This window comes from Microcoleus sp. S1D4 (assembly GCF_036700765.1).
Lineage (GTDB): Bacteria > Cyanobacteriota > Cyanobacteriia > Cyanobacteriales > Microcoleaceae > Microcoleus.
This window is the reverse complement of record NZ_JAUBPP010000006.1, coordinates 247028-266712: the sequence shown is the minus strand read 5'-3', so window position 1 is coordinate 266712 and position 19685 is coordinate 247028. Positions and strand designations below refer to the sequence as shown.

Here is a 19685-nt window from a genome sequence, read left to right as displayed (position 1 = left end):
TTGAGTTACCTCAGTAAATGTCTTCTCTTTCTTTACTTATTTTAACATAGTTCGGTTTTTTTGCGCCGACCTACTTAATGTCTTGGATCATTTCATAAATGATTGGCTCAAATTCTACACCGTCAATTATACAATCTATCAATGATAGAATTTGATTGAGAGTTTGACGCTCTCGATGTCCCTTGCAACAAACATCTCGCATCATATCTCTAAAATCCTCAGGGTTCAGAGGTTTAAAAAAATCGCTCAAACTCATACAATAACTCCTATCATAATTTTAATCAGGCACTGTCTAGAGATAACTATCAGCAGAATGAGTTGAAAGAGGTATATCTGCGGTAAAAGCTACCTCCCCCATTCCTAACCAAATCTAACAGCAACCGCCGCCGTTATAATGCCAAGTCGAATCAGTAATCAACACCTTATCCGGCATCAATCCCCCTAACTTCCCAGCAGTTTTATCGCACACCGCCGCCGGAACTCCGCGCTGCAAAACGTGGCCAGCCCCGTCATCAAACAGCTCTTCAGACCCCGTATAAATCGCCGTCTTGCCAGTAAAAATGCAAGCTCCGTCATCCGGTACATCCACTTTGAAAGACACCGAATCCAGGCTTTCTAACAGCAAATCCGCATCCAATTGATAATTGTGTTTGTCCAGCAATCGGTAAGGACGGCGCGCCCGCACTTCCACTTGCCCAAAACCCACGTCTACAAGGTGTTGAACGTATTCTTCGTATGTCAAAGCACCGGACAAACACAAGGCCCGCAAGCGTTGGTCTTCCTTCAAATGCTGCGGAATGGGGCGAGTTGCGATCGGATCGCTCATTAACAACCTACCCCCTGGCTTCAACACTCGATAGGTCTCTTTTAATGCCTTAGCTAAATCCGCCGGTTCAAAGATATTAAACAAGCAGTTTTGTGCAACAACATCGACAGAGGCATCGGGCACCGGCAACGCAAAAGCATCGCCTTCGCGAATTTCTACAAAACTCGCATCAAACCAATCATTTTCTTGGGCTGCTTTTTGCAAGTTGCGTGCAGCCGCGTCTCGCATTGTTGCAACCGGGTCAACGGCAATCACTGCTCCTTTTTGTCGAGAAAAATAAGCAAATTGCAGTGCTTCTAAGCCGCCGCCGACTCCGACATAAAGCACGATGGGATTACCGACAAGTTCGGCGGCGTGAACTGTTGTGCCGCAGCCGTAGTTCATTTCTTGCATTTGTTGGGGGATGTTTAATCCTGGCAGTTGCAAGGGGCTGCTTTGGACGCAGCAAAGTCCGATTTGGGGTGTTTCGGCTACGTCGCTATAGAATTGGGCCGCAGTTTCGAGATAGGTCATTTTTGATTTTTCTGGTTTTTGTTTTTGACCGCAGATTGAGGCGGATTTACGTGGATGAACGCTGATTAATTCAGAAATATTTAGGTTTCCAATTTGACTTTTTGTTAGGATTTGGGCGGGTTTTCTGGTTCAAAAACTGTTCGTTCAGGGGCTGATTGGGGGGTTTCGGGAGCGGCAACTGGGGGCGCTGGCGCTATCAGATTGGGAGATGTTTCTGGTAGTGCAGGAGCGACTATTTTTGGTATTGGAGCTTTTTCGGTTATTTCTGGCAGAGTTGGAGAATTTGAAAAGGTATCGGGTTCGGTAACTTGATGCAAAAAGTTGCGGAACCGATTGTAGTATCCTCCATCTTCCTGTTTTTGTGTTGGGGGTGCTGTTCGTATCGGTTCTATTGTTTTAATTGGTTCTACAAGTTTGGGGGTTTGTAGTTGTGGGGTTGCTGTGGGTTGTGGTTCTATTTCTTGAACTGGTTCCACAATTTTCGGTGATTCTAATTCTGGTGTTGTTGTGGGTTTTGGTTCTATTTCTTGAACTGGTTCCACAATTTTCGGTGCTTGGAGTTGCGGGGTGGCTGTGGGTGCGGGTTCTGTTATTTGAACGGGTGCAACTTCGGGAGCAATTGTTCTATCTAAGTTAGGTTGGGTTACTGGCGTTTCTGGAACTGCTGCTTCGGGTTCGGCTGCTGGTATTTTTTCTACTGCTGGTGGGGGTGTTGGTTGTGGGGTTGGGGTTGGTTTGGGTGTGGGGGCTTGGTAGGTGCGATCGACTATGCCGCGAGCATCTGCTACCGTTAGGGAACCCCGCACTAATTTGGAAAGGGTGTCTTGCCCCTGGGGTTGGTAATTTACCAGTTTGGCTGTATTGTTAAAGGCGTTTTTGACGCTATTTCCCGCCTCGTCGAGCAATTCTAGCTGTACCCAGTTTTTCCCTGGCTTGAATCCTTTAAGATATATAGGTTGCCATTGGTCGATCGCAAAGCTTTGGCCGTTAACTGTGGCTCGAATTTTCCAATCGAGTATTTCATCTTGGGAATTTTGTTGCGCCACTTGGTGCAGGGGAGCATTTGTCAGGTAAAAGTCAAGCATGATGGGTTCTGCCCCGTAGCTGCCTTGGGGGCTGTTGTACGTTAAGAGGGGCAATGTTCGATCGGGATTATTGTTCTGTGTTTTGGTAAAAATGTGGAAGGTGGTTTGGGCGTAAGCACCTTCGTTTTTAAAGCTTTCTTCCCAAGGACGAGCCGCGAACACCCGCAGGGTATGGGTTCCTGGTTCTAAGTCTGAGAGTGTTAAAGGCTGGTTGATGTCGTAAACTGCTGCATAAGGTTGGTTGTCTAATAAAACTTGCAGGTGGGGCCCCAAACCCAAGTTTGCGTCTTTGAAAAGGGGTAAGTTCTTTACTTGGAACTGAACGGACACATTTATATCCTGAAGCACTTCGTCAGGTTTGGGATTCAAAATACTAATTTGAGGCTGATATATTTCTAGCGCCTGACGCAGTTGTTGAATGGCTTCTGGGGGAGAAACCTCTGAAATTTTGTTTGCTGGGGCGGTAGCTGAGCCGCTCTTGTTCCCTGATGCGGGCAATTCGGACTCGCGCGCCCCACAACTTGCCAAACCGAAAATTAATACTGCTGCTGCGAACAATGCCACCAGCCTGCCCGCAACCGTTCTGTGCCAATTGATGCCAATCACGCAACCATACTCCTAGAAGCCTTCTCATAGGGAACTATAGCCCAAAACTGAATGTTGTATTGGGGAATTGCCGATCGAGAATTCCTGAGAGCTCTCTTCCTGCGATTGAGCGTCTGCGGGCGACTAATCCGAGCTCGCGAATAAATCTCGCAGCCGTTTTCCCAAAAATCTCTCTATAAACTGAGTATTCCTCAATTACCTTATCTTTGAGTTTTGTAAATTTAATTGCAATACCCCTTGACTTTTGCAAGGCTATGTGAAAAATAAAGGGCTGATAGCATCAAGAATAGAAGGTTTTTTAAGTATTGTTAACAAGCGATGAATAGTCCTGTAGCAAGCTTATAATTCATAAAACTCCCTCAAAAGGAGCAGCCGCATCAAACCTGATATTAAGGATGCGATCGGTTGCTTCAGATAACGAGAAGAGTTGGCAGTACCCAGATATATTGTTAGGGACACTGGGGAACTGGCTTCTTTAGAGAAGCAAAATGCTTGGGGAAACGGTACACCTGCATCTAACTCTGCAAAGAGTGAAGTGCAAGCAGTATCGGTCAACCGAGAATACCCCGCCTAATTAAGCGTGGGAAATGTCAGATACAGTATTCAGTTCTCGTTCCTTGTCTTACCGAGAGGAGAGTCTTCATGACCATTAGTCCTCCAGAGCGAGAGGTAAAAGTTAGGGTAGTAGTCGATAAAGATCCCGTTCCAACTTCTTTCGAGAAGTGGTCTAAACCGGGACATTTCGATCGCACTCTAGCTAAGGGGCCAAAAACCACCACTTGGATTTGGAACCTCCACGCTAACGCTCACGACTTCGACAGTCATACAAGTGATTTAGAAGACGTTTCGCGCAAAATCTTTAGCGCTCACTTCGGCCACTTGGCAGTAATTTTCGTATGGTTAAGCGGCGCATATTTCCACGGCGCTAAATTCTCCAACTACGAAGCTTGGCTGACAGATCCAACAGCCATTAAGCCCAGCGCTCAAGTGGTTTGGCCGATTTTTGGTCAAGAAATTTTAAATGCAGATGTAGGCGGCGGCTTTCACGGAATTCAGATCACCTCTGGTCTGTTTCAACTGTGGCGCGCTAATGGCATCACTAACTCATACCAGCTATATTGCACTGCGATCGGCGCTTTGGTAATGGCAGCTTTGATGCTATTTGCCGGTTGGTTCCACTATCACGTCCGCGCTCCGAAACTGGAATGGTTTCAGAACGTAGAATCGATGATGAACCACCACTTGGCAGGTTTGCTCGGCTGCGGATGCTTGGGCTTTGCAGGACAACAAATTCACGTTGCTCTGCCGATAAATGCTTGCATGGACGCGATAGATGCAGGCGCACCCCTGACAGTGGGCGGCAAGCTGATTAAAACAGTTGCTGATATCCCCCTGCCGCATGAGTGGATTTTGACACCGGGCTTGATGGCTGACATCTACCCGAGTTTCGCAAAAGGTTTAACCCCCTTCTTCACCCTCAACTGGGGCGCATACGCAGACTTCCTGACCTTCAAAGGCGGTCTGAACCCTACTACAGGCGGTTTGTGGCTGACAGATACAGCGCACCATCACTTAGCTTTGGCAGTGCTGTTCATCGTCGCTGGACACTTCTATCGCACGAACTGGGGCATTGGCCACAGCTTCAAAGAAGTTCTGGAAGCTCACAAAGGCCCCTTCACTGGCGAAGGCCACAAGGGAATGTACGAAATTTTCACACAGTCTTGGCACTGCCAACTGTCGTGGAACTTGGCCTGGATGGGCTCTTTGAGCATCATCGTGGCTCACCACATGTACGCGATGCCTCCGTATCCGTACATCGCAACCGACTACCCGACTCAGCTATCCCTGTTCACCCACCACATGTGGATTGGCGGATTCCTGATTGTTGGAGCAGCGGCTCACGCAGCAATTTTCATGGTGCGAGATTACAATCCGACTCAGCACGTTAATAACTTGCTCGATCGCGTAATCCGCCATAGAGATGCAATTATCTCTCACCTCAACTGGGTTTGCATATTCTTAGGCTTCCACAGCTTCGGTTTGTACGTTCACAACGATACAATGCGGGCTTTCGGTCGTCCTCAAGATTTGTTCTCGGATACCGGGATTCAGTTGCGTCCGATATTTGCCCAGTGGGTGCAAAACATCCACGCTTTGGCTCCGGGCACAACAGCGCCTAATGCTACGGAAATCGTCAGCCACGCTTTTGGCGGCGGTGCAGTAGTAGTCGGTGGCAAAATAGCGATGATGCCGATCGAATTGGGTACGGCGGACTTTTTAATCCACCACATCCACGCTTTCACAATTCACGTTACAGTCCTGATTCTTTTGAAGGGCGTGTTGTTTGCACGCAGTTCACGCTTGGTTCCTGACAAAGGTAACTTGGGCTTCCGGTTCCCTTGCGACGGCCCCGGCCGTGGCGGCACCTGCCAAGTATCCGGTTGGGATCACGTTTTCCTCGGCTTGTTCTGGATGTACAACTGCATCTCGATCGTGATTTTCCACTTTAGCTGGAAAATGCAGTCGGACGTGTGGGGAACAGTATCGCCAGACGGCACAATTTCTCACATCACCGGCGGCAACTTCGCACAAAGTGCGATCACGATTAACGGCTGGCTGCGGGACTTCCTGTGGGCGCAAGCTTCTCAGGTAATTCAGTCCTACGGTTCGGCACTGTCGGCCTACGGTCTGATGTTCCTAGCCGGACACTTCGTATTCGCTTTCAGCTTGATGTTCCTGTTCAGCGGCCGCGGCTACTGGCAAGAACTGATTGAGTCCATTGTTTGGGCTCATAACAAACTCAAAGTGTCTCCGTCGATTCAGCCTCGCGCTCTGAGCATTATTCAGGGTCGGGCAGTGGGTGTAGCTCACTACCTCCTGGGAGGAATTGTCACTACTTGGGCATTCTTCCTAGCGCGAATCATCTCGGTAGGGTAAACTACCTTTAGGTTTTGGATTCAGGATTTGGGAGCAATCTCAAACCCAGAATCCAAACCTCGGAACCGAACCTCTTCAACGTTCAGGATTCAGGATTAATCAAGGCTTATGGCAACGAAATTTCCAAAATTTAGCCAAGACCTTGCCCAAGACCCGACCACACGGCGGATCTGGTACGGGATTGCCACAGCGCACGATTTTGAAAGCCACGATGGCATGACCGAAGAAAATCTTTACCAAAAGATTTTTGCTTCTCACTTCGGCCACCTAGCAATCATTTTCTTGTGGACTTCGGGCAGCCTGTTCCACGTAGCATGGCAAGGTAACTTTGAACAGTGGATTAAAGACCCCCTAAATGTCCGCCCGATCGCTCACGCGATTTGGGACCCTCAATTCGGTGCTCCTGCAGTAGAAGCTTTCACTCAAGCTGGCGCTTCTAACCCTGTTGACATCTCTTACTCCGGCGTATACCACTGGTGGTACACCCAAGGGGTTCGGACTAACGGCGACCTGTATCAAGGAGCTATCTTCTTGCTACTGCTGGCTTCTGTCATGCTGTTCGCAGGTTGGTTGCACCTTCAGCCCAAGTACCGCCCGAGCTTGTCTTGGTTCAAGAATGCTGAATCTCGCCTCAACCACCACTTGGCTGGTTTGTTCGGTGTCAGCTCTTTGGCTTGGACGGGTCACATGGTTCACGTTGCTATCCCCGAATCTCGCGGACAGCACGTAGGTTGGGACAACTTCTTGTCAACTCCGCCTCACCCAGCAGGTTTGGCTCCGTTCTTCACGGGTAACTGGGGCGTATACGCCGAAAACCCAGATGCAGCGAGCCATGTCTTCGGTACTGCCGAAGGTGCAGGAACAGCAATTCTGACTTTCTTGGGTGGCTTCCATCCTCAGACAGAATCTCTGTGGTTGACAGATATTGCTCACCACCACTTGGCGATCGCAGTTCTGTTTATCGTTGCCGGTCATATGTACCGGACTAACTTCGGTATCGGTCACAGCATCAAAGAAATGTGTGACGCCAAAGATTTCTTTGGCAAAAAAGTTGAAGGCCCGTTCAATATGCCTCACCAAGGCATTTACGAGACCTACAACAACTCGCTGCACTTCCAATTGGGTTGGCACCTCGCTGCTTTAGGCGTGATCACCTCCCTGGTAGCACAGCATATGTACGCGATGCCTCCCTACGCTTTCATGGCGCAGGATCACACGACAATGGCTGCGTTGTACACCCACCACCAGTACATTGCTGGTTTCATCATGGTCGGCGCTTTCGCCCACGGAGCTATCTTCTTGGTGCGGGACTACGATCCTGAAGCAAATAAAGGCAACGTGCTCGATCGCGTGTTGCAGCACAAAGAAGCGATTATCTCTCACTTGAGCTGGGTCTCGCTGTTCTTGGGCTTCCACACTCTCGGCCTGTACGTTCACAACGACGTTGTAGTCGCTTTCGGAACTCCCGAAAAACAAATCTTGATTGAACCAGTGTTCGCACAGTTCATTCAAGCTGCTCACGGAAAGGCTCTGTACGGCATGGACGTACTGTTGTCTAACCCTGACAGTATTGCTTCTACCGCTTGGCCGAACTACGCTAACGTGTGGCTCCCAGGCTGGTTGGACGGAATTAACAGCAGCACTAACTCTCTGTTCTTGGCGATCGGACCTGGCGATTTCTTGGTTCACCACGCGATCGCACTTGGCTTGCACACCACCACCTTGATTTTGGTCAAGGGCGCTCTGGATGCACGCGGTTCTAAGCTGATGCCAGACAAAAAAGACTTCGGTTATGCTTTCCCTTGCGACGGCCCCGGCCGTGGCGGTACCTGCGATGTCTCTGCTTGGGACGCGATGTACCTGTCTGTTTTCTGGATGTTGAACACCCTAGCTTGGGTAACGTTCTACTGGCACTGGAAGCACCTAGGCATCTGGCAAGGTAACGTGGCTCAGTTCAACGAGTCTTCTACCTACCTGATGGGCTGGTTCCGCGATTACCTCTGGCTGTATTCTTCTCAGTTGATCAACGGTTACAACCCGTATGGTACTAACAACTTGTCAGTCTGGGCTTGGATGTTCTTATTCGGACACCTAGTTTGGGCAACTGGTTTCATGTTCCTGATCTCTTGGAGAGGTTACTGGCAAGAGCTGATCGAGACTTTGGTTTGGGCTCACGAGCGCACTCCTTTGGCTAACTTGGTTCGCTGGAAAGACAAGCCTGTTGCTTTGTCGATCGTCCAAGGTCGTTTGGTTGGCTTAGTTCACTTTACTGTGGGTAATGTCTTCACTTACGCGGCCTTTGTAATTGCCTCGACGGCCGGGAAATTCGGGTAACTCTGAACTCTGGTTTCTAGGTAATTAAATTAAATCCCCTGCCTTCTGGCGGGGGATTTTTTTTTGATGTGTTGGTTAATTGAAGCTGTTAATCAGGAATCTGAGGGCGATCAATTTATCCTAAAAACCTCATTTTGAGTCGTAGGGTGCATCGCCATAAAACATCCCTAACTAAAAATCGACAATCTAACAGATCCGCACCTGTCCCATCGCTCGCAGAGTGTAAACAAACCCAAAACTTCTTCTGTCCCAAAACTTTATAAAAATGGTATTACTGCCGATTGCTGAGGCTTAGCCGATCGCCTCCTCTGCTATGCTGGACTACGGTATCCCAGCATTGAGCAAAGACCAGTAGCGCTTGATGCGTCATTGGCAAGTGTTCAAGAAGCTCAAAGGGATTGGAACATACTTAGCACTTTTCACCTGAGCTTTTAGCTGCGATGCAACTTGTTTAACCGCGTTTTGACAAGACGCAACACAATGTGAAGTCAATCCATCACCAAATGCTGACTTATCTAAGAAATATTACAAAATCTACCCTAAAATAATTTGATGCTAAAGTTATCAAGTGATGTGACGACCGATCGCCTCTTTCCCATCGCCTCTTTCCCATCGCCTCTTTACCATCGCCTCTTTACCATCGCACAGAGTGAAAAACTAAGTTTAGTTGGGCTTATACTTTGGCTGCCGGCTTTTGAAGCCTATGTATCTGTAAATGACTTAGTGCTGAAGATTCAATTAACCATATTACCATCACAATTGGAGCTTTTTCAATGAAAATCAGTAAATCTTTGGCAATGTTGTTGACATTAATTTGTATGACAGTCATAGTAGTGACTACTTTCAGATTAAGCCCTAGTTTCGCTCGTTCTACGCCGATGATGTCAGGACAAGAATCCGCAGAAAAAGTAACTACAGATCTGATTGCACAAGTTCCCGGAGGAAATTCTCTCTACACTAGGCTAGGAGGCTACAACGGGATCGCAGCCGTCATTGATGATTCAGCAACTTTCATATTCGCTGACCAATTAATTGGTAAATACTTTATTGGCTTGGGCACAAACTCAAAACAGAGGCTGCGTCAGTTGTTAGTGGATCAATTCTGCCAAGCAGCAGGGGGGCCTTGTGTTTATACAGGGCGGACTATGAAGCTTTCCCATAGTGGAATGGATGGAGGTCTCACGAACAATGAATTTAACGCTTTTGCTAATGGTGTGTCCCAAGCTCTCGATAAAAATAGGGTCAATCAACCAGAGAAAGTCGAAGTCCTGGCATTTGTTAATAGTCTCAGAAGCAAGATTGTCGAAAAGTAATATCAAACGCTCCTATCTCCTCCTGCTTTCGGTGGCATTTCTGCTACTGTCAGGAATGGTAACGGCCGACTCCGCCCATGCAAAACCGTCAGAGCCAACCACCGAGATGAAAGTTCCAGTATCCCCAATGCCGAGGCAGTCTTCTGAGCGCTTTTCCAGGCCTGCTACTTTTGCTCCACCCCATCCTCAATCCAACGATCGACCTTTGTGTTTTTATCAGCGCTCGGATACCACGATAGTTGATTTGAGCAAACTGTGTGGGGCTAAGAGCACCGAAACGGGTACAAATTCTAAATTGGAGAACGCTCCCGTTGACAAGGGCAGCACCCCCATTTATTGGTAGAAAAATCAGAATTTGGCTCGGTACACAAGTTCCATAGGATCGCCCTTACCTTACTTCACCCGAAGTCCGCGCGAGCGAAGCTATCCCTAACGCGCGTGCCTTCGGGAAGGGTAGGGATTTGCCCTCAACCACTCAAATCTCCCCATTCACCTGCATCTGATGCACCTGATCGGCCAACTCTTGCAGGCGCTTTTCGTCCAACTCGTCAATCGCCAGCATCCCGACATAGATAATTTCCTTCAGCGTTAGTCGGGTTGCTAGCGCCTTTTTCTGCACAAGTTCCTTGATGATGGGGCTCACCCCGATGGCGGTACTGGCTCTAGTCACAAAGGTAACGGGATATTAACAACTTCGACTAAATCTTAGCACTTTTAACCTCAGCTTTTAGCTGCGATGCAAAATGCTTAAGCGCGTCTTGACAAGACGAAACAAAAAGTTTATAGTGGAAACGTGGAAAGGGCAATTACCTATTCCTCAATAATCTCCACCAAGTCCTCAATCATCACATCAAATGCCCGCGCTAACTTGTACAGGGCGGTAAAGTCAACCATTGATATTTCGGAACGACGAGCATAAGTTGTAATGGTACTGTAAACCACGCCAGAACGCTCAGCCACCTCCTTAAATGTCCAGCCCCTCTCGGCCGCTAGCTCTCGCACTTTAACTCTGACTAAACCCATGCTTGACAAATAATGCAGTTGCGTTTTAAAATAATTATATCTGAAAAAGCGATCGCCCCAATCTCGAATGCTCAAGGTCGAACAGCTTATTCTTCCAAAACCTCAACCAAATCCTCAATCATCACATCAAAAGTTCGAGCTAACTTCCGCAACAAAGTAAAGTCAACCGTTGTCAGGCCTGGACAACGAGCATAATGCTTCACCGTGTTGTAGACTACCCCAGAACGTTCTGAAACTTCCTTGAATGTCCAGCCTTTCTCGGCGGCTAGTTCTCTGACTTTAATTCTAACTAAACCCATGCTTGATAGTTGATGCAATTGCGTAGTTATTTTATAAAATATAGATTATTTTGACCGAGGATGCTCAAGGTCGATCGGCTATTCTTCCAAAACCTCAACCAAATCCTCAATCATCACATCAAAAGTTCGAGCTAACCTCCGCAGGCAAGTAAAGTCTACCATTGCCATTTCAGGACGCCGAGCATAGCTTCTGACGGTGCTATAAATTACCCCAGAGCGATCGGATACTTCTTTAAGCGTCCAGCCCTTCTCCGCCGCTAGTTCCCGAATTTTTAGCCTGACTAAACCCATGCTTGACAGTTGATGCAGTTGCGTCGTACAATTACTGTATATAAAAAGCCGATCGCCCTCTGGCCTCGAAAACTAAAAGGCGATCGTTTATTAAACCTCATCTCGACAGATATTATCTGTCCTCCACACCGACCATCAAGAGATTTACTCTCTATCGACAGGTGCATTTACCATATCCAGAGGTCTACAACCAATGATATCAGAAAATCAGTCAAAATCGCCGGCGATCGCAGAATCCAAGATAATTCACAAATCTCCCATCCTGCATCCGCTGGCGCGATTCGTCACCGAAGAAACAGTCGCACTGCTGTTCGATATCGCAGTAGACGAGATTTACCGCATCGAATGCTGCCGCTACATGGTTTACGTGCACGCCAAACACATCAGCCGCTTTGTCAGCTACGCCGATTTTCCCCCAATTATAGAAGTAAAGCCGATCGCCCTTCAAGATTTTGGCAGATGGTACAAACGCTGGAAAAGCAAGCTAGCACCGGCATTTTGGACTAAATTCTACACGCACAAGTTTAAAAAAGCTGTTTCAGTTGACAGATTGCTGGAGTGGGGGTTCTTGGTAGCTAATGTTAAATCGGTTATTTCAGGGGCCGCGCTGCAACAGCTACGAGATGTTTACGCCCAAGAAAAAGATTTGATGGAAAAATTTTAAAGTGCGATCGCACGAGCAACTGTGAGAATGGGCACAGGCACAATTCAAATAAATGGCTAATGGATAGCTGGTAAAACTATAGTCATTTATTGCAATGACATGGGAGGCGTCAGCCCTCCCCTTTCTGTTTTACTTTGAGCGGATTAACCCGCGCAAGGCTCGAACTACGCAGCTCACTATCCCATCGCTAAACGCATTTGGGATTGCTTTTCTGAGAATGTTGTAAGCACCGTTCACGTCAGAATTAATCAACTGATTAGTTGATGTTTTGTACAAACCTCGTGAGATCCGTTTCCCAGTAAAAACAGGTTCTGTTTCTGTTTTCCCGTAAACAGGAATTGGATCTAAGCCTAGAAAATTGGCTTTGGAGGTAAAAGATTCTTCCTGCACGCTCACCTTAATTCCAACCAAGAAAGCTTTGTATTCCAGCATCTCAATTAATCGAGCGTGAGGGATGCTAACAAAGTTTTGGTTGGTTTGCTTTCCGAGATTGATCTCGGTTTTCCACTGTGCATTCTTACCGATTACTAGCATCCCAATTTGTTGTGCGACCAAGACATCGACAATCGTGCGACTTGCATGATGCAAATAATTGTCTATTTTTTGATGGCGGCAGCGAGTTAAGCGCTGAATGCGGGGCGAACTTTTGCGACACCCTTTCAATTGGGATTGTAATTGCGCTTTGCGCTTGTTATAGAACTGGTTAATCGATTTCAATGGTCGCCCGTTAATCAACAGCGGGACAAATCCCGGTTGATTTGAAGTTAACGCCACTAAATTATTCAGTCCTAAATCAATACCTGCTACGAATTTGTCGTCGCTGACGGTGGACTCCGGCTCATCATAAATTACCTCAATTACGTAGGAATCACATTTCGGAACCAACCTAACTTGACAAATTTGGTCGGGGTTGACTTTAGTTTTGATTGAGAGTTCAGTGCCGGAAAGTTTAATAATTCCGTTTCTCAATTGTTTGCTGCTAATCGCCTGAATCGTGTAGACGAGAAGGTTTCGACCTTTAAGCTTATCTTTGTACTTTGGGAATTTTGGGCGACCAGTGAATTTAGAGGAGTCGGTTTTGTATGCTTTGACGGCTTCAAAAAACGACTTCCAATTCTGATCTAGAACCATCAAGATTTGCTGACTTACTTTGGCGGGTAAAGCCTTATATGCGACCTGAGACTTCATCAATCGGTTCATCTCGTTGTAATTGGCATAGCCCCATCCATAAATAAAGTTCTGACGAATGACGTAGTTAGCGGCATTGTACAGATTTTTGGATTTGAAAGCTAGTTGGTCAATTTCAGCGAAACGAGATTCTGTTGATTTAATGATGTGCTTCTCTACTAGCTGCATTCAGCACCTCCATCTTTCAACTCGGCAATTATTTTTTCTGTTTTTCTGCTGGCACGTCGTTGTCCGTAGAGTCGAGCAGCAAAGCTTGTAACTATAGCCACTAAGTCTTGCATCAACTCATCTTTTCCATTTTCTGCTAAGTTAACTATTTCCAGCTTAATTCCTAATCTTAGTAGTAGAACGTCTAGATAATTTGTGCCAAATCGAGCCAAACGGTCTTTGTGTTCAACTAATAAAATGTCGTAGTCATTTTGTTGCAACAGTGCTTCTAATTGTTTTCGGTGGTCGTTTAGTCCGCTGCCAATTTCTTTGACATTTCTAACAACTTGATAACCGTTAGTAATGGCGTACTCAGTCAACCTCTCCGATTGGCGGTTGAGGTTGTCCTTATTCTCCGAAGATGAGACTCGACTGTAAATAGCGACTCGGTTCTTTTTAACCTGGTTTGATGGCGCTTGCGGTAAGTAGTCAACTATAATTAGACCGCTTTCGGTCTGCCGTGCCGGATGTGGCAGCTTATTTGCCTTCCACTCTTAGCCACGCGGTTGTGTAACTTATGCCTATTGCTTTGGCGTAGTCAGGTAGTTTCATTTTCGACATCCTGACTACATAATACCATTATTGACTACTACTGCCTATAAACTTAATAAAGTTTTAGAATACAATGGAGGTAGAAAATGGACAATCACCATGTCTAGAAAAATTCGCGAGTTAAAAGCTCAGATTACCCGCGAAGGCTTTATTTGGCAAAACGCGGAAAACGTAGCCATGAGAGATAGCAGCATCCTTTGATTTGCAAAACCTTAACAATTCCAGGCAAAGACGGAGATGATGTGCCACGCTATGAGAGAGAAGCAGTTGGCAATATTGTTAGCGGAACTCGACGAGTTAAAGCAGGAAGATTCATGAATCGATACAGTACAGTATCAGCATCCAATGGTCTGACGAAGATCAACTTTTCCTAGTGACTATTCCAGAATTTGCCGATCGCGTTATCATGCCCTGTACCCACGGCCAAACCCGCGAAGCAGCCATCCGACATGGCGAAGAAGTGCTCGAAATGTATCTAGAAGCTTGGCAGGAAGAAGGTGAACCCATCCCCGAACCTAGCATTCTTCAAATCGCCTGAGTATAATCCAAAGCCGAAAAGTTTGTGAATCGCAGCTATCCTTCTTCGTGAATCGCCTGTTCTCTTTGTCTATTAAACTGAGACAACTAGATGATGGAATTAGACTATTGATGAATTGCTGATTTTACCGATCGCGATTTAACTTTTAAAACACTTCATCTTCTATTCCTACCCACCATTCCCCTAGATTCATTAAATCCTGCTGGATATCGGCAAGTTCTGTAACATACTCTTCTGCAGAAATTTCCGATCGCCTTTCTTGCAATTTTTTCAGCCGCAATTGCACTAACAGCCAAGGTTTGGAAATTCCGTCGGTTGCTTCGATATATTTTGCGACATCTTTGCTATTCATGATTCTTTTTTAGATTGGATTTTTTTTACCGCAGAGAGCGCAGAGGAGGAGAAGAGAGAGATGTATATTTATGATGCTAATTTATTTAATCGGTTGCTTTGATATATTTTGCGATATCTTGGCTATTCAGGATTCTTTTTTAGATTGGATTTTTTTTACCGCAGAAAGCGCAGAGAGCGCAGAGGAGGAGAAGAGAGAGATGTATATTTATGATGCTAATTTATTTAATATCATACCTTTTTTGAAATCGATTAAACAACTCTCTTTTTTCCATGTCAGTTGCAATTTATATTTTGCACCATTGTCGAGAACAGGCAAAATGCCTGTTCCACAAAGAATGAGTTCTGTTGTGTGGTGGGATTCTAGCCCGCCCGCCAACATCTTTTATCTGTAATCTGAAGTCTGAATGTTCTTCAACTTCGCTGCGTATTTCATGCCGTATTCCGGGCGGCAGAAGCGATCGATCTGAGACTCGAAAAACGCCCGATTCGCCTTCAAATGCTTCGGATTTGGATCGTCCAAAGGATACAGTAGGGCAACCCGCAAAGCTTGAATCACCCCCGAAGTAACGCAGTACATCGATCGCTGGAACGTCACCCCAATTTGATTGAGAATATCATCCTCGCCACGACACCGCTGTTTGTAGAAATCCATCAAATAAGGCGGCAGGAAGTGCAGCATATCTTGTGCTAGCAAAGTCGGCGGAATTCCGGCAGTACCTACTGGGAATTTATCTGCATACAAAACTCCGTAGTGGAAGTCTTTTTGATCGTCGGGAACTTCCTTGGCTTGCGCGTTGTACGATTTGGTTCCCCGGAACGGCGAAGTGCGGTAAAATATAGCTTCTACATAAGGTAGCGCTGCTTCGTACAGCCAAGTGAAACCTTTAGATTTCGGGATTATTTCGTAGGTTTCTCCGTCGATGACAACGTGGTGGTAAATCGGACGACCGGCGATCGCAAATATGCCATTTGTGATGAAATCCATCGCCTGCGGGACTGTGGTAACTTTGCCTTCGTCGTACAAGTCGGAAACTTCAAAAAACACCGGGGCCATTACTTCCCAAAACAAGCCGAGATTGCTGTAATAAGACATTTGGCGGCACTGTTCTAAAAACAAATCCGGGAATGCTTTGTGCAGCGCCAGCATGAACGGATCTTTTTTGAAGTAAGCTTTAATGGCGCGATCGGCATTAGCTTTGTATTCGTCGCTGTCGAGATAAGGGTCAAACTGATTGACAGGAACGTACATCCCCCGGTGCCAAAGCATCGACCTCATGACCTCTTCGGCAAATTCCATGTTAATGCGATCGTGCCACAAATGGTGAAACAGTCGCGACTTTTTGCCAGTTTCCCCATTTTCCATGAACTCCAAAAGTTCCGGGTGTGCGCTTCCAGTCCCCCGCCAAATCCGCAAATCTGCACCGTCACCTGAATAGTGATTTTGCAAATCTAAATACTCCTGGGGTAAGAAGTATTTAAAGAAGGGCAGCGGGTGTAAAAATACCCGTTCGGCGATGTAAAGTAAATCCCGCCAGTAGAAGTCCATCGGCACCGCGTAGGCCTTCCAAATCGCGATGATTTGCATCAGATTTTCCGGCGTATCTGGAATCATCGCGCCGCCAGCTTCCAGTCTGTGAATTACTTCGGCAAATTCGTGCTTGGAAGGAGGCAATTTAGTTGCTGGTTTAGTAGGTGTTTGTACCATTGTTTGTTCCTTGGTTTGAATGAATTTGACTATTTAGAAATATTTGGAATTAGGCCTAGGGCTTACGCACAGGCAGTCAGAAATTTGTTTCCTTTACGAATATTTTTCGTTAAAGTCACGAGGAATGGTAAAAAACTAAGGTTTGAATGTTTTTATGCCTCCAATAATTTCGGAGGCAATCTTCTTGTTCGCAATCCCAGGCTCAGCAGACAGATAGCGCCAAATTTTGCAGTTAATCGTCCTCTTTGTCATCCCAAGGCTCCCGGCCTTTGGGAGAGCGGATGTTAATTACTGAGCCGTTCGAGCGGGTAATAGAAAAAGCATCAAATTCATCGTCGTCCATCTCGCCAACAACTCTGATTGTTTCACCTTTTGATACATTAATATTGCGCCAGGAGCGGGGCCCGGCATCGATTCTAATTTGACCGCTGCCGTCGTCGATAATCCACTCATTGTCATCAGCATCTCCAAAACCGACTACTTTCCCAGAGATGGTAGTTGGTGTTCTCGACGGTCGCAAATCGCTGATTCGAGTTAGGGCTTGTGCAAACACAGAAGTGGCTGCTGCAGATGAAAGAATGGTTGTCACTGCGAGCAAACTAAAAAGTTTTTTCCGTTTCATGAGTTCTTATTTCCTGGCAATCAGTGCTATTTTGTCAGTTAGCTCAAACTCTCGCGTCTATTATATGAAGCTGCCGTCGTTGAAGGCTATATCCTACTTTAACACATTTATAATCGGCTGGGATAAGGAAGAAGAAGAAAGCAGAAAGCAGAAAGAAGAAGAAAGCAGAATCATCAAAGACTCGTACTTTTTCTATCCTCTACTTTCTCACGCTCTATTTATCCGGCTGATAGCTGACAGCTACTTGAGAATATCTGCCCGTTGACAGAGTTACTGCCATCGCATTTGTAGTAGATTCGCTCCACTTCAGCAGCCACACCGGTTGCACTCCCAAGAAGAAAATGAGAGTGGCTAAGACTAGGGCTGGCATATTTTCGGCAAACTTAACTGGAGGATAGTAAGCCGTGGCGTTGTCCAACTTTCCAAAACAGGTGCGGTTGAGCAGAATTACAAAGTAAACTGCTGTTAACCCGGAGGCTAAAATGCACAGTAAAGTCGGAATTGGAAATGCTGAAAAACTGCCTTGGAATACTAAAAATTCGGCGATAAAACCGACTAAACCGGGAATGCCGGCGCTTGCCATGCCTCCCAAAACTAACAGGGAACTTGCTGTGGGCAAACCTCGCAACGGGTTCATCAAGCCGTTGAGTACGTCCAAATCCCGCGTGCCGGCTTTGGTTTCGATGATGCCTACTAGATAAAACAGCAAAGCTAAAATCAAGCCGTGGCTTACCATTTGCCCGACTGCACCGATTAAGGCGAGTTTTGTTCCGGCTGCACAGGCGACGAGGATGTAGCCCATATGCCCGATCGAACTATAGGCTACCATGCGCTTGATATCTTTTTGGGCGATCGCACTCAAAGCACCGTACATCACGCTGACTGTACCAATTATCGCTAAACCGGGAGCGATAATCGACCAAGTTTCGGGAAACATCTGCAAACCAAACCGGATCAAACCGTAAGTTCCCAACTTCGCCAAAACCCCTCCCAACAGAATTGCGGTTGCTGGCGAAGCTTCGACATAGGCATCCGGTAGCCAAGTGTGCAGGGGAACTAAAGGAATTTTAATTGCCAACCCCAGCAGCACAATTGTTAGCAGAATTAATTGCGTTTTCAAGGACAAGTCTTGAGTAGTAATCGCACTGTAATCGAAGTTTAAAGAGCCGCTCAGCCAAGCTACACCCAAAAATCCCGCTAAAACTAAAAGTCCCGAAACAGCCGTGTAAATCAGAAACTTCATCGCAGCGTATTCCCGCTGCTTGCCGCCCCAAATCGCAATCAACAGGTAAAACGGAATTAATTCTAGCTCGTAAAAAAGTACGAACAACAGCAAATTTTGAGACATCAATGCCCCAACGACACCCGCATTGATCAGCAAAATCATCGCGTAGTAAAGCTGTGGACGAGCTATTCCTTCGCCGGTGCCGTAAATCACTAATAGCGTCAACAATCCGGTTAAAACAATTAGCGGCAAAGATAAGCCGTCAACCCCTAAGTTGTAGCTCAAACCTAATTGGGGAATCCAAGGCAAATATTCTTGAAATTGCAGTCCTGAATTTGTCGTGTCAAATTGAGTCAGCAGCAAGATATTTAACAGGAAAATAGCAACAGCGAAGGCGGAGGCTATTGAGCGCAGTCGCATTGCATTGATATTTCCTGGTAAGAAACCCACTACCGCAGCGCCCAACGCGGGCAACCAGAGCAAGGCACTAAGCATAATGTGTGAAGAGTGAAGAGTAAAGAATCTATTTTCTAGGTTTTAGCCATTAATGATTTGAGAGTTTAGATGTTGACTTTACCCCAAATTATTAATCACAAATTGCATCAGGAATCAGCAACAATACTGATAGCACCCGTGTCTAAATCGTAGTATCCACCAACAACTTTCAGTTTGTTCTCCTCAATTAACTTAGAGATAACTGGAGATGCTTTCAACCTTTTAGCTTGCAGCAAAACATTAGCTTTTACGGCATTTTCTAGATGATCGCCCGGTTGGTTTTTCGAGCTTTCTACAGCAGGCTTAATTGATTCGATTAAACTGCCAATTTGGCCGGGAACTTCAGCGCCCTTGAGGGTTGCACCTACCGCACCGCAGTTTTCATGCCCGACTACCATCAGCACTTTTGCTCCCAACAACAGCGTGCCAAATTCCAGGCTGCCAAGTTCTTCTGGAGTAACCACATTTCCGGCCACGCGACAGACGAATAAATCTCCAAATCCCTGATCAAAGATAATCTCGGAAGGAAAGCGGGAATCAGCACAGCCGAGAATAGCAGCAAAGGGTTTTTGACCTTTTGCTACTTCGGTGAGCCTGGATAAGTCTTGGTGGGGATTTGTGCGTTTTCTGTCAACAAATCGCTTGTTCCCGTCCATTAACTGTTTTAAAGCAGCATCGGGAGTCATGTCATTTTGAGCAATTGCTGGTGCCGGTGCAGCCACATCAGCGCCGACTCGTGCTGCGAGTATTCCTGTACCTATTGCTCCTGCTACAAATTTGAGTGAATTGCGTCGGGAAAGATTGACTGGTCGGTTATTGTCTTTCATGTACTTGGGATTGTTGGATCGGGTTTGAAATCTTTATTCGAGAATTCATTTATTTAAGATTTTAGGTTATAAATGTCACCT

The 19685-nt window shown here is 46.4% G+C and carries 19 protein-coding genes and 1 pseudogene; 7 read left to right on the top strand and 13 right to left on the bottom strand.

Going from position 1 to position 19685, the window contains the following annotated elements:
• Positions 1–370: 370 nt before the first annotated feature.
• Both arsM and QT998_RS09485 read right to left on the bottom strand, forming a co-directional pair.
• Positions 371–1339, bottom strand: a complete 969-nt coding sequence (arsM, locus tag QT998_RS09490; protein WP_333088113.1) for an arsenosugar biosynthesis arsenite methyltransferase ArsM — start codon at positions 1337–1339, stop codon at positions 371–373.
• A gap of 104 nt (positions 1340–1443) precedes the next feature.
• Positions 1444–3030, bottom strand: coding sequence for a hypothetical protein (locus QT998_RS09485; protein ID WP_333113968.1), 1587 nt, complete (start codon positions 3028–3030; stop codon positions 1444–1446).
• A gap of 642 nt (positions 3031–3672) precedes the next feature.
• Between QT998_RS09485 and psaA the strand changes: the two genes are divergently transcribed.
• The 4 genes from psaA (at position 3673) to QT998_RS09465 (ending at position 9957) form a co-directional block, all read left to right on the top strand.
• Entirely contained in the window at positions 3673–5967 is a 2295-nt protein-coding gene (gene psaA, locus QT998_RS09480) for a photosystem I core protein PsaA (RefSeq protein ID WP_194010323.1), read from the top strand.
• A 108-nt stretch (positions 5968–6075) separates the two neighbouring features.
• Entirely contained in the window at positions 6076–8301 is a 2226-nt protein-coding gene (gene psaB / locus QT998_RS09475) for a photosystem I core protein PsaB (protein ID WP_333088108.1), read from the top strand.
• 773 nt (positions 8302–9074) lie between these two features.
• The gene (locus tag QT998_RS09470; RefSeq protein ID WP_333088107.1) at positions 9075–9614 is read left to right on the top strand and encodes a group I truncated hemoglobin; all 540 of its coding nucleotides are present in this window, start codon (positions 9075–9077) and stop codon (positions 9612–9614) included.
• Positions 9601–9957 (top strand): hypothetical protein, encoded by a 357-nt coding sequence (locus QT998_RS09465; RefSeq protein WP_333088106.1) that lies wholly within the window; start codon positions 9601–9603, stop codon positions 9955–9957. The genes QT998_RS09470 and QT998_RS09465 overlap by 14 nt, the downstream gene beginning before the upstream one ends.
• A gap of 132 nt (positions 9958–10089) precedes the next feature.
• Here the strand turns inward: QT998_RS09465 and QT998_RS09460 are convergent, their stop codons facing one another.
• The 4 genes from QT998_RS09460 to QT998_RS09445 form a co-directional block, all read right to left on the bottom strand.
• A complete protein-coding gene (locus tag QT998_RS09460) occupies positions 10090–10284 on the bottom strand; it encodes a hypothetical protein (protein WP_333027259.1) in 195 nt (64 codons plus the stop codon).
• 140 nt (positions 10285–10424) lie between these two features.
• The gene (locus tag QT998_RS09455; protein WP_333113988.1) at positions 10425–10637 is read right to left on the bottom strand and encodes a helix-turn-helix domain-containing protein; all 213 of its coding nucleotides are present in this window, start codon (positions 10635–10637) and stop codon (positions 10425–10427) included.
• 86 nt (positions 10638–10723) lie between these two features.
• Positions 10724–10936, bottom strand: coding sequence for a helix-turn-helix domain-containing protein (locus QT998_RS09450; protein ID WP_106332166.1), 213 nt, complete (start codon positions 10934–10936; stop codon positions 10724–10726).
• A 78-nt stretch (positions 10937–11014) separates the two neighbouring features.
• Positions 11015–11227 carry a helix-turn-helix domain-containing protein gene (locus QT998_RS09445; RefSeq protein ID WP_193974409.1) on the bottom strand — a complete coding sequence of 71 codons (213 nt, stop codon included), beginning with the start codon at positions 11225–11227 and terminating at the stop codon, positions 11015–11017.
• 193 nt (positions 11228–11420) lie between these two features.
• On the opposite strand from QT998_RS09445, the gene QT998_RS09440 reads away from it, so the two are divergent.
• Positions 11421–11891, top strand: coding sequence for a hypothetical protein (locus QT998_RS09440; protein ID WP_333113965.1), 471 nt, complete (start codon positions 11421–11423; stop codon positions 11889–11891).
• A 90-nt stretch (positions 11892–11981) separates the two neighbouring features.
• Here the strand turns inward: QT998_RS09440 and QT998_RS09435 are convergent.
• A pseudogene (locus tag QT998_RS09435) lies at positions 11982–13247 on the bottom strand (RNA-guided endonuclease InsQ/TnpB family protein); the annotation flags it as partial.
• Positions 13238–13666, bottom strand: coding sequence for an IS607 family transposase (locus QT998_RS09430; RefSeq protein ID WP_442921530.1), 429 nt, complete (start codon positions 13664–13666; stop codon positions 13238–13240). The gene QT998_RS09430 and the pseudogene QT998_RS09435, both read right to left, overlap by 10 nt.
• Before the next feature lie 494 nt (positions 13667–14160).
• Between QT998_RS09430 and QT998_RS09425 the strand changes: the two genes are divergently transcribed.
• On the top strand, positions 14161–14376 hold the full coding sequence (locus QT998_RS09425) for a type II toxin-antitoxin system HicB family antitoxin (protein WP_333113985.1): 216 nt from the start codon (positions 14161–14163) through the stop codon (positions 14374–14376).
• A gap of 145 nt (positions 14377–14521) precedes the next feature.
• On the opposite strand, the gene QT998_RS09420 is transcribed toward QT998_RS09425, so the two are convergent.
• On the bottom strand, positions 14522–14728 hold the full coding sequence (locus QT998_RS09420) for a hypothetical protein (RefSeq protein ID WP_106150778.1): 207 nt from the start codon (positions 14726–14728) through the stop codon (positions 14522–14524).
• Positions 14729–14798: 70 nt separating this feature from the next.
• Between QT998_RS09420 and QT998_RS09415 the strand changes: the two genes are divergently transcribed.
• Positions 14799–15122, top strand: coding sequence for a hypothetical protein (locus tag QT998_RS09415; protein WP_333088103.1), 324 nt, complete (start codon positions 14799–14801; stop codon positions 15120–15122).
• Here QT998_RS09415 and QT998_RS09410 read toward each other — a convergent pair.
• The 4 genes from QT998_RS09410 to QT998_RS09395 all read right to left on the bottom strand — a co-directional run bounded on the left by QT998_RS09410 (position 15113) and on the right by QT998_RS09395 (position 19604).
• Positions 15113–16435, bottom strand: a complete 1323-nt coding sequence (locus tag QT998_RS09410; RefSeq protein WP_333088100.1) for a CO2 hydration protein — start codon at positions 16433–16435, stop codon at positions 15113–15115. The two genes, QT998_RS09415 and QT998_RS09410, sit on opposite strands and share 10 nt — an antisense overlap.
• 232 nt (positions 16436–16667) lie before the next feature.
• Positions 16668–17057 carry a NirD/YgiW/YdeI family stress tolerance protein gene (locus QT998_RS09405; RefSeq protein ID WP_333113963.1) on the bottom strand — a complete coding sequence of 130 codons (390 nt, stop codon included), beginning with the start codon at positions 17055–17057 and terminating at the stop codon, positions 16668–16670.
• 214 nt (positions 17058–17271) lie between these two features.
• A complete protein-coding gene (locus tag QT998_RS09400; RefSeq protein ID WP_333113959.1) occupies positions 17272–18777 on the bottom strand; it encodes an NADH-quinone oxidoreductase subunit M in 1506 nt (501 codons plus the stop codon).
• Between the two features lie 107 nt (positions 18778–18884).
• The gene (locus tag QT998_RS09395; RefSeq protein ID WP_333113956.1) at positions 18885–19604 is read right to left on the bottom strand and encodes a carbonic anhydrase; all 720 of its coding nucleotides are present in this window, start codon (positions 19602–19604) and stop codon (positions 18885–18887) included.
• Positions 19605–19685: the final 81 nt, after the last annotated feature.